The 9,559-nt window shown below is 58.2% G+C and carries 9 protein-coding genes and 1 pseudogene; 6 read left to right on the top strand and 4 right to left on the bottom strand.

Going from position 1 to position 9,559, the window contains the following annotated elements:
- Window positions 1-33: 33 nt before the first annotated feature.
- From NHF53_RS22890 to NHF53_RS22875, 4 genes and pseudogenes are all read right to left on the bottom strand, one after another.
- Entirely contained in the window at window positions 34-627 is a 594-nt protein-coding gene (locus tag NHF53_RS22890; RefSeq protein WP_252836262.1) for a hypothetical protein, read from the bottom strand.
- A gap of 95 nt (window positions 628-722) precedes the next feature.
- Window positions 723-1,595: a hypothetical protein gene (locus NHF53_RS22885; protein ID WP_252836261.1), complete on the bottom strand. Its 873-nt coding sequence runs from the start codon at window positions 1,593-1,595 to the stop codon at window positions 723-725.
- 7 nt (window positions 1,596-1,602) lie between these two features.
- The gene (locus tag NHF53_RS22880) at window positions 1,603-2,493 is read right to left on the bottom strand and encodes an SEC-C metal-binding domain-containing protein (RefSeq protein WP_252836260.1); all 891 of its coding nucleotides are present in this window, start codon (window positions 2,491-2,493) and stop codon (window positions 1,603-1,605) included.
- A gap of 76 nt (window positions 2,494-2,569) precedes the next feature.
- Window positions 2,570-2,761 (bottom strand): annotated as a pseudogene (locus NHF53_RS22875) (SOS response-associated peptidase); the annotation flags it as partial.
- Between the two features lie 475 nt (window positions 2,762-3,236).
- On the opposite strand from NHF53_RS22875, the gene NHF53_RS22870 reads away from it, so the two are divergent.
- From NHF53_RS22870 to NHF53_RS22845, 6 genes are all read left to right on the top strand, one after another.
- Window positions 3,237-3,902 carry a hypothetical protein gene (locus tag NHF53_RS22870; RefSeq protein ID WP_252836259.1) on the top strand — a complete coding sequence of 222 codons (666 nt, stop codon included), beginning with the start codon at window positions 3,237-3,239 and terminating at the stop codon, window positions 3,900-3,902.
- The gene (locus NHF53_RS22865) at window positions 3,899-4,075 is read left to right on the top strand and encodes a hypothetical protein (RefSeq protein ID WP_252836258.1); all 177 of its coding nucleotides are present in this window, start codon (window positions 3,899-3,901) and stop codon (window positions 4,073-4,075) included. Before NHF53_RS22870 ends, NHF53_RS22865 begins: the two co-directional genes overlap by 4 nt.
- Before the next feature lie 270 nt (window positions 4,076-4,345).
- On the top strand, window positions 4,346-5,434 hold the full coding sequence (locus tag NHF53_RS22860; protein WP_252836263.1) for an ATP-binding protein: 1,089 nt from the start codon (window positions 4,346-4,348) through the stop codon (window positions 5,432-5,434).
- The gene (locus tag NHF53_RS22855) at window positions 5,322-7,853 is read left to right on the top strand and encodes a S8 family peptidase (protein ID WP_252836257.1); all 2,532 of its coding nucleotides are present in this window, start codon (window positions 5,322-5,324) and stop codon (window positions 7,851-7,853) included. The genes NHF53_RS22860 and NHF53_RS22855 overlap by 113 nt, the downstream gene beginning before the upstream one ends.
- A 15-nt stretch (window positions 7,854-7,868) precedes the next feature.
- Window positions 7,869-8,408, top strand: a complete 540-nt coding sequence (locus NHF53_RS22850) for a hypothetical protein (protein WP_252836256.1) — start codon at window positions 7,869-7,871, stop codon at window positions 8,406-8,408.
- A gap of 58 nt (window positions 8,409-8,466) precedes the next feature.
- Window positions 8,467-9,279 carry a DUF5677 domain-containing protein gene (locus tag NHF53_RS22845; RefSeq protein ID WP_252836255.1) on the top strand — a complete coding sequence of 271 codons (813 nt, stop codon included), beginning with the start codon at window positions 8,467-8,469 and terminating at the stop codon, window positions 9,277-9,279.
- Window positions 9,280-9,559: the final 280 nt, after the last annotated feature.

Below are 9,559 nucleotides of genomic sequence, written 5' to 3'. Positions count from 1 at the left end.
GTCGTCGCAGAAGGGTAAATAGGTGGCCGACTTTTACGCCGCCCGCAGCAGGACAATCCCGCCGCTACCGTGGTCTAATTTTGCACCGCCGCTCTCACCGTCCAGACCCCACACATCAGACCAACGCTTCAGGAAGCGCTCAAAGGCATATCCGCGTTGGTGAGGAGCTTCATCCATTGCCGTCAGAGCGAGAAACTCCTGTTCAAGCGCAATGAGTACCCCCTCGCTCGGTCCCCTCGGCTCGGGGGCGACCGGCGGCGGAGATGCCGCGCTGAGATCGGGGGCAAGTGGCTTTCCGCCTAGTTTCTCCAGGAGATTGCTCAATCGCTGTCGCGCGTTCGGCACGGTCTCTTCCTCCCCGCGATCGAGCATTCCGGTTTCGCGGTACTCCCATAAAGCATTCAGTGCGCGAACGACCTCCGCGTTGGAGGAAATCTCTAGGAATGCGCGGAGGTGCTTTCCCTTCGAGGTGCCGTAAACCGAAAAGCGATCGTGGTAGATATCGATCTTAAGGTCCCGGTTGAAGAATGCCGCAAAACGATCATTGCTGAAGTCCAGGACATATCCGCCGTACATTCCGAATATCTTATCGATCAGCGCCATGTCGGTCGTTGTAAGCTGCGCCATCTATTCTCCCGCCCATTTAATCTTGCGGCTAATTTGGCGCAACAAATGACCACCATGCAATCTCGGAAACGGGAATCCCGCCTTTTGCATTCGGCCTAGTCCTGTACTACGGGTACGGCAGCCCACCGGGCGGCCAATCTTGACCGCACGATTGCCGGATCGAGCTTTCGGACGCCAATTTCCTTCAGCGAGAGTGATGCAGTGTCATTGTCGCTGTCTATCGGTATAGGCCAGATCTCAATGCCGTTTCGCCGCGTCACCGGTGCGCCGCCGCCTTGGAAGCGCTTTGCAAGTAGACGGACTTCCTTCTCTTCCTCCCATGCCGCCGGGAGGAAATATGCACCGATGCGCGAAACGCCCTTCAAGATGAAGGGCGGACATCCCTCTGCTGTGAGCGCATCGTTGATCTCCTTCAAAAGCGTGGGCCCCTGAGGATATCGGATGGCACAAAGATCCGCTCCGGAATCCGCAGTAACTTCGAAGCCTAAGCGAAATCCGTTTCCCGAATTGCCGAACCGATCCCACAGCCGGTCGCTTTGAGGTGGTGAACTGAACGAAGCGAAGAACAGATCAGCGCTCGCGTCTAGTAGCGCCTGTTTCGGTGCTCCGTTCGGTTCAACGTATCCATGAAGACCGTGCTCCCACGCAAATGGTGAAAACTCGCCTTGGTTGAGACGACCCGAAAGTGCATGCAAATGCAGTTCACCGGTGGTGACGATATTCCAGAATGCTGGCGCTTCAGTGTAGTGATCAAGCCGCACGGGCGTCTGGATTTTGGGGAGGTCGTTGCCAAGAATTACCCGCGAAAGGCCGTCATAATGGGATGTTTCCCTGATCGACTTCTCCGTAACTGACAGCTCTCGCATGTCTGGAAGTGCAAGCCCAGCCTGTTCGAGGATAGGGGATATGACCGAGTAAATCCGGCGACGGGGGCCGTCAAATAGGAGGTAGTTTGGATAAGCTGACATGCTTGTTCTACTGACGCCGAAAGATGGCCGAAAAAGCGAATCCACCTGTACCTGGCCCACCCACTCCAATACGCGGCCCTGTTGTTGGTTCACGATAGGGAAACGCCTTCAGATCGACCAGCGAGAAGGGACCGTGTGTGGAAAGCGCTTCCATTTCGTCTTTGGTTTCGGCCGTCAACGTGGGAAGATGATTTGTGTATCCGCGTTGAACGATTTGCAGTAAGCCGCCCGGGGGCAAAACTCCGCCAGCAAGATCGAGCGCGGCAAGATCTATCGCCATCCGGTGGACGCGGTCGCTCCTAATATCCAGCTCATTCATAAGCGCGTCAAACTGACGGGCGCCATGCGCACCCGTGAACCACATCGTAACTGCGTCGAAAGGAGCAAGCGACATGATCCAATCTTCGAACTCCGGGTCTGGGCGCAGGATATCCGTATGAACGAGGACAATCGGGGCGGACAGCGGCAGTCTTCCGGGTATGGGTTCGAGTTCGTATGCGCGCGGCCCAAGATGCTTTTCTTTAAGCCGGAGGAGAGGTGCGGCAGCATCTAACCGCTCCGTCGCTGCAGTGAGGCATGCAGGGTTCTCATCAATTCCTACGAAAAAGTGCGACCCGTTCGTTAGCGCTCGCAGTGCCGCGATCCCCTGTCCTCGACCGCAGCCAACGTCGACTATCCGCTCAAACTGGCCGAAGCTCGCGAGGTGTTCCGCAAGTGACTGGTATAGCCCCTGCTCCTCGTAGAACGTCGTGTTTCCTTCCCAACGCCTAGCGTATTCCCGATGGCCGACCGCCAATAGATCTTCGTCCGATGCCTCGACGACTGGCTGATGGCATTCACCATATAAGAGACCGCTATTACAGGGGCACGGGTCATTGGGATTGCTGGGTACTGTCACTTGTTCACCAAAATTGAGTTGTGAGCGGCAAGGAAGTCATAGCTGCCGGTTCAGGGGTTGAGCCTACAAGATCAGGCTACGGCAGATCTACTTGCTCTACCGGTTCCCCGGACTCGGAATCTATTGTCGATCCATACGGCTCGCGTGACGAAATGACCAGCGCATCATCCGGTAGTGGACGTGCGAGGCTCTTCGCCTCGTCCCAGGGTGCTTCCATCCAGACGTTGACCTCCTTCGGGGTCATAAGCAGGGCCGGCATGGCAATCTCGCGACGCCGAGTTCAAGATGTCTGCAGGTTGGGGTGATGAGTTCGCTCATGGAGGCGGCCCGGACCCGTGTGATGTCCCGAAGGCCGGTATTCCAGCCGAGGACATGTTCACGCCCGACCTTCACATCGATACGCTGAAGGTGAAGGTTCGAAACTTCCACTAGGCATAGCTTTTCCGGCAAAAAAATCGCGTGACTGTACCGCTCCAGCCCTACCGTTTGCCCCCTTGGAAACCCCAGAAGCACGGTGAGCACGGCAGAGGACGTGAAGCACGCGAACACGTCGAGCACACCGGGAAAATACAAGCCATTGATTTTAAGCCGAAAAATGGCATAGGCTGCGCGATATCGCGCAATTGGTGCATTACAATAGGGTGAAACCGCGTTAACGCCTATTGTGGAATAGCCAGATTCATCCCATTGTATAGCGCGAAGCTGAGCGTATCCAATCATTGTTCCTGGCGCTTGCTTGAAGCATGGTCGACGGCAAGTCGAAAGGAAACAAAGATATGGCCAACGGAAGACAAGCAAGCGCGAAACGCATGAAAATGGCGGAGCGTGCGCAGCAACAGATGGATGTTCATTTCCCGAACTTCCACCCAGCGTGGATTTGGACACGCAAGACAAACGACGGCTTCTTTACCGTGCCGCGCATGATGCCGGTGGTGATGCAGATCATCGATGCTCAGACAAAGGGGCAACCGGCTGGGCACACCCTGTTTTGTCTGTGGGCGCGGTCTCCAGACCATCCCGTCATCACCATTGAGAACCCTGCTACCTTTGCGGCAGAGGCAGGCTTCATCGGTGAGCGCGCGGTCGATACGTGGCGGAAGCGGATGCGGCAATTGCGCGACCTCCTCTTCATTCAGACCAAGCCGGGTGCGTCAGGCGAGTTTCACTACATTCTGCTGGTGAACCCGAACGCAGCTGTCGAGTGGATGAGAACTCAAGGCAAGGTTCAGGATATCCTTTATGGACGGTTCCTGGATCGGCTCGTCGAGGTCGGTGCTTACGGCGAAATCGAGGCAGTGCGGGAAATCTGGCAGGCAGAGGCGGCCGCCGCTGCGGCCGCAGCGGCTGCGGCTCAGGCCTCGGTTATCGTCCCGCCGCCACCGCCACAGGAGAAGGAAAATGCAGCATGACCTGGCTCTCCTTCTTCGTGCGCATTCCCGCACTCGCGGTCGCGACACCAATTGCCATCGTGGCGGCGATCCTGATTGCTGCTACCTATGGTTATCGCCTCGAGATTGACGCGATCGGCTTGCGCTTTGACAAGACTCCCGCGCCACTTTCTTTGGAAGCGGCTCAGCGATGAGGCCGAACGTCAATCTTTTTAAGAGCTTTTGCACGCGAATTCGGCGAACGGCTTGAGCCTCTGGGCTCAACATCAGGCGATTACACAGGGTTGTGGCAGGTGAACGGCGCCAGCGCGATTTGATGCGGGCTGGTGGCGACGCTATAAATTCATGTATAGACCTGCTCTGCGACCCGCCACCGGCAGGCGTGAGAAGACTTTTTCAACTATTTGAGTTACGATTCGCGTTGCCGCGAGTTTAAGTTCAGAACCTTCAGAAACGTGACCGACATGGCCCGAAGCGACCTTCTCATTTCCCTTGTGCGCGCCGGTGCGTCCGGCGATCGGGCGATGCTGAAATCTGCTACGGAAGCGCTCGTTGCCGAAGAGCGGGCGCAGAATCACCACATCGTTGCCGATCGACTCGAGCGGGCCCTCTCAACGGTCGCGGTCACTCCGCCGGCGCTGACCGCCGCCTCGAGCCCTGCCGGCTCCGGCAAGGATACGATACTTGAGCTCGAACCGCGGCTTCAGCTCCAGCAGCTGATGCTTCCGCTTCCTGTCGAACAGGGCGGCCGTCAGCTCATCGAAGAACACACGCGCGCCGATGTCTTGCGCGCTCATGGCTATGAGCCGCGCCATCGGGTTCTGCTCTCCGGACCACCAGGGAACGGCAAGACCTCCTTTGCCGAGGCGATTGCGGAGGCGCTCGGGCTGCCATTTTTTGTCGTTCGGTACGATGCCCTGATCGGAAGCTATCTCGGCGAGACGAATACGCGCCTTCGCAAGCTCTTCGACTATGTCCGCACGCGGCCGAGCGTTCTATTTTTCGACGAATTCGATTCGATCGGCAAGGAACGCGGCGATACCCACGAGACCGGCGAAATCAAGCGCGTGGTTTCGTTCCTGCTGATGCAGCTCGACCAGCTGCCCAGCTACGTGGTCGTGATCGCCGCAACCAACCACGCCGAGCTGCTGGACCGTGCGGTCTGGCGCCGCTTCCAGATGCGGTTGGCTTTCCCGGCCCCGGACCGGCAGAGGATCGAGGTCTTCCTCGACCGCATTATCTCGCAATGGCCCGATGCGCCTAAGGCTGCGGCGAAATCGATCGCCGCGAAATTGGGTACCGTAAGTTTTGCAGAGGCTTTGGATTTCTGCCAAAACGTGCGAAGACGGCAGATATTGGGCTTGGGGGAGCTTTCCATCGACGATGCACTTCGTTCAGAACTGGACCTCTGGGCAACAAGAGTTAGCCCCGAGGTTTTGAATGGCGAGCGATCCGACCAAACCGATACTGAGACTGCATCCGAGCGCCCCGCAGCCAAGAGCACCCGGCCGTCAAGCGGTCGTACGCGGCCCTCAACCAAACTCGACCGCTGACCAGAACCAGCGCTTTGGCCCGCAATTTAAGCGCCTGACAGACGTGCTGCAGCGCGACCCGGCGGGTCTCGCGCTTCGCGCTGATCCAGCAGCGCTGGCGCCTGAGCGACTCCTCGTATTCGAAGTGAAGGGAAGCATTGCGGCCTTTGCCCGGGCAATCAACAACGTCCCGGGTCTCGAACTTATCGACGAGGAAGAGCTGCCGGACGATGAGGACAAGGCACCTGTCGCCTATCTGCTCGTGCCGGACCTGCGGGCGCTGCGGCAAATCGAGTCGCTATGGCGCACATGGGTGGCGGGTCGAGTGTTGCCACAAGGATTCACTCCCTGGCGGGACGTTTTCGCCTGTCTTCGTGACCTTCGTGTTTGGGGGCCCGCCGACCGTGTCCAACCGTTGGATGTGGATGTCCTCGTTGAGGAGATCGAAGGTCGAGCAGATGACGAGCTCGTTCCTCTCGAAATCGAACTCGTGTTCCGTGTTTCTGCCGAGGCAGGTGCGATCAGTGAAGCGACGGTAACGGCAGCGATCAGGCAAAGCGGCGGTCGCGTTCTCAGTCGCTCTAGGCTCGACGACATTTCCTACCACGCTATCCTGGCCGAACTGCCTGTCGCAGCCGTTCGAATAGTGGTCGAGCGTGGTCCTGGCGGCTTGGCCGGCGTCGACCCGATCATGCACATTCGCCCGCAAAGCGTGGTGACGGAGATTGACGCTAACGATCTTCTGCCGGCTGCTCCCGCCCCCGCTCCGGGGCCTGTCACCGCGGACCCGATCCTTGCACTTCTTGACGGTGTTCCCGTCGCGGGGCACCCGCTGCTGCAGTCCCATCTGAGCGTCGAAGATCATTTCGGGCTTGAGCCCGGCACGCTCGTCGCTCAGCGCGTCCATGGGTCGGCCATGGCTTCCCTCATTGTTCATGGGGATCGCAACAGACCAGAACCACCTCTGCCACGCCAGGTGCATTGCATTCCCGTGCTCGGCAACAATGATCGCTTTCCCTCGGACAGGCTAATCATCGATCTGATCTATCAAGCGGTCATGCGTATGCGTGCTGGCGCTCAACCGTCGGCACCGCACGTCATCATCGTCAATATTTCGCTCGGCAATGTCAGGCGACCATTTTACGGGCAGCTATCGCCCTGGGCACGACTTCTCGACAGGCTAGCGTTTCGGTTCGGCATCCTGTTCCTCGTCAGTGCCGGCAATATCACGGCGCAATTTCCTGTGGCCGCCTTTGCAAACAGGGTCGCGTTCGAGGATGCCAACGCCGATCAGCGCGCACGTGGTGTTCTCAACGCCGTCGCAACTATCGTTGCCGACCGCCGGTTATTGTCTCCGTCAGAGACCATCAATGGGCTGACGATCGGCGCCCGTAACCTCGATTGGGTGCCGGTACCTGAGCGGGCCCTGGCGCGCGCGAACGTAAATCCGTTCTCCGACCTGGACACGGCAAACCCGTCCAGCGCTTTGGGGCCGGGTTTCGCCGGCTCGGTAAAGCCAGATATCCTGATGCCGGGTGCGCGAGAACATCTTCGCGTCGTAGCGAGCGCGGAGAGCATCATGGTCGCGCCGGCGGGTCCAAGTCGAGGAGCGGGGCTGAAAGTCGCCGCGCCGCCGCGGCCGGGCCTTGATCATGCCGAAGGGTTTACCAACGGCACAAGTGCGGCAACCGCGCTGGCTTCCCGCACGGCGCATCGCATTCACGACGCCCTGGAGGCGGCTTACGGTCAGGAGTTCCTTCAGCTGACGAATGTGCAGCGGGCTGTTCTGATCAAGGCCCTGCTTGTGCACCCCGCGCGTTGGCCGAATGCGGCGGCCGATCTCGTCAAGCAGCTCCTTGGGCCATTTGGGCAGGGTCAGGCTTCGCGACAAAAGGACAACATCCGCCGCTTCCTCGGCTATGGCGTATTTGACAGCGACGATGCGGTTGCCTGCGCTGCGGACCGCGCCACTTTCTGGTGCGTTGGTTCGCTCGGCCGTGAACGCAGCGTCGATGTGCTGGTGCCGATTCCGGCTGCGATCGGCGGGCAGGCACGTGCTCATTCGCTGTCCGCCACATTGGCCTGGTTCACACCGGTCAATCCCGGCCGGAAATCCTATCGCGCTGTCAGGATGAAGATCCTCGATCCAGCCGAAATCGCAGGCCTTGGCGTTTCCGCGGACGCCTGGCAACCGGACGGCAATCAGACCAATCGAGGCACCGTCTTCACTCGGGTGTGGAGTGGGGCGCAGGCCGCGGTCGTCGCCGACGGCATGAACTTACGCCTGAAAATCCAACGAGAGCCTGATCCGGCTTCCCCCATTGACGATCTGGTGCCTTTCGGCCTGGCTGTCACGCTGGCAATGCCCGGCGAACTCAGGCTCTATGATCAGTTGAGAAACCGGGTTCAGCCGCGTCCGGCGCAGCGGGCGGCTCCATAGTCGAGGAAAGTGAACATGGTCGAGATACCGTCAAACTTCATCGGCGATTTCAAGATCGGCGACAATCTCGTTTACAACGCCGGTGTTTTGCGGTCACTCTGTCAGCACAATGGCGATGGCAGCCTGAATAAGCTCGTTGTTGTTCAGGTTGGCGCTATTCTCGAGGCGGCCCTCGGGCAAATCATCTACCGTGCCCAGAATTTCAACCGGGAAGGCGTGCCTAACATCGCCGAAGCCGACCGTCAGGCGATCGAAGGCAAAAAGATCGACAAGCTCAATAACATCATCGATGTGATGCGCAAATACGACCTGCTGGTTGAACTGGGGGGATGCATCTACGATGAGCTGCACACCTTGCGCAAATACCGGAACAAGGTTCACATCCAGGACGATAATGCGCATGTGCCACGTGACGAGGAGGTGGCTTTCACTTCCGAGAGGTGCGCGTGGTCGCTGGGGCTCTGCGTGACTGTTCTTGATCTGCTAAGCCAGAAGTTTCCTCGTCCGGCCGGAATAGACAAATATGTCCAGCCGCTCTGCATTCCCGATGCCTGATCGCGGAGGAGACGCGTTCGCAGCGGACCGACGGGGGTGGCATTGGGTGATACTGCTGATGAGCGAAAAAATCGACATGACGAAGATCACCGAGGCGGGTTGGGTCGACTGGTTGGTGATATTCAACGAACTGTCGCGGGGGTTCATAGAGGACGCTGCGATCGATCCTCAATATGGCGAAGATCCGCGAAGACAATCGGCCATGCTGGCGATTGCAGCTCGGGCCTTCACGCTGTTTCGATCCGCACTCACGCTTCTTCAACAAGGCGAACCACTCGGCTTCCGCATTATTGTGCGTGGGGTCGTTGAGTGCGCAATGCACATGGAAGCTGCCTCCACCAAGCCGGAGTATCTCAAGATCTTGCTCGACGATGACAAGGCGAGCCGGCTTTCCAGGGGACGCGCATTTCAGAAGATCGCGGTCAACCTGACTGAGGAATCAAACCGCCAGCTTCAGCAGTTCGTCATGGGTGACGGAACAAAGCCTCAGAGCCTGAATCTAGGTGATTTCTCAAAGAGTAGCGACTTCCCGCGATACCATCACATTTACCGTGAGATATCGGCGGATGCCGAGCATGTGACCTGGACGTCCCTTTGTCGCCATCCCCAAGAGGAGCCCGACGGAACTCGTCTGGAGATAGATCCTCAACTGACGGACTTCGAAATGTTCGACACGATTAGCATCATGGCGCTTTCCGGGATGACCTGTGTCAAACATTTGCGCGAATCGCTCGGGATCACCCAGAATGAAGCGGAGTTTTCTGCTCTTGGTCACCGCTACATAGAATTGTATCGCACCGGCATCGAGGAACTGCGGAAAACCGAGGAGAAACTTGAACGCCCGCAGTCTTTGTTCACCTGTCCTACCTAATCATCCCGATATTTCGAGCTTGACGACGATTATGAGGTGATTCCCTTTGAGAAGCTTGTCAGTTCCAGAGCACAGACCAAGGGAATAAGAAATGCCCACTCCTTCATGACAGCTCCGACGGCAGGAACTATGCCGAAAAGAATAAGCAATTTCAGTGTCCCCGATGAGCGAGGGCCTCCTTAGTGAGAGCGGCGGTGCAAAATTAGACCACGGTAGCGGCGGGATTGTCCTGCTGCGGGCGGCGTAAAAGTCGGCCACCTATTTACCCTTCTGCGACGAC

This window comes from Ciceribacter sp. RN22 (genome assembly GCF_024054295.1).
Lineage (GTDB): Bacteria > Pseudomonadota > Alphaproteobacteria > Rhizobiales > Rhizobiaceae > Allorhizobium > Allorhizobium lividum.
Note: the sequence above shows the minus strand (reverse complement) of the source record. Positions and strands in the feature narration are given on the sequence as shown.

Coding starts and splice junctions, on each gene's coding strand:
- NHF53_RS22855 (WP_252836257.1), top strand. CDS start 5,322: ATGGCGAGCGATCCGACCAAACCGATACTGAGACTGCATCCGAGCGCC.
- NHF53_RS22860 (WP_252836263.1), top strand. CDS start 4,346: ATGGCCCGAAGCGACCTTCTCATTTCCCTTGTGCGCGCCGGTGCGTCC.
- NHF53_RS22845 (WP_252836255.1), top strand. CDS start 8,467: ATGAGCGAAAAAATCGACATGACGAAGATCACCGAGGCGGGTTGGGTC.
- NHF53_RS22865 (WP_252836258.1), top strand. CDS start 3,899: ATGACCTGGCTCTCCTTCTTCGTGCGCATTCCCGCACTCGCGGTCGCG.
- NHF53_RS22885 (WP_252836261.1), bottom strand. CDS start 1,595: ATGTCAGCTTATCCAAACTACCTCCTATTTGACGGCCCCCGTCGCCGG.
- NHF53_RS22890 (WP_252836262.1), bottom strand. CDS start 627: ATGGCGCAGCTTACAACGACCGACATGGCGCTGATCGATAAGATATTC.
- NHF53_RS22850 (WP_252836256.1), top strand. CDS start 7,869: ATGGTCGAGATACCGTCAAACTTCATCGGCGATTTCAAGATCGGCGAC.
- NHF53_RS22870 (WP_252836259.1), top strand. CDS start 3,237: ATGGTCGACGGCAAGTCGAAAGGAAACAAAGATATGGCCAACGGAAGA.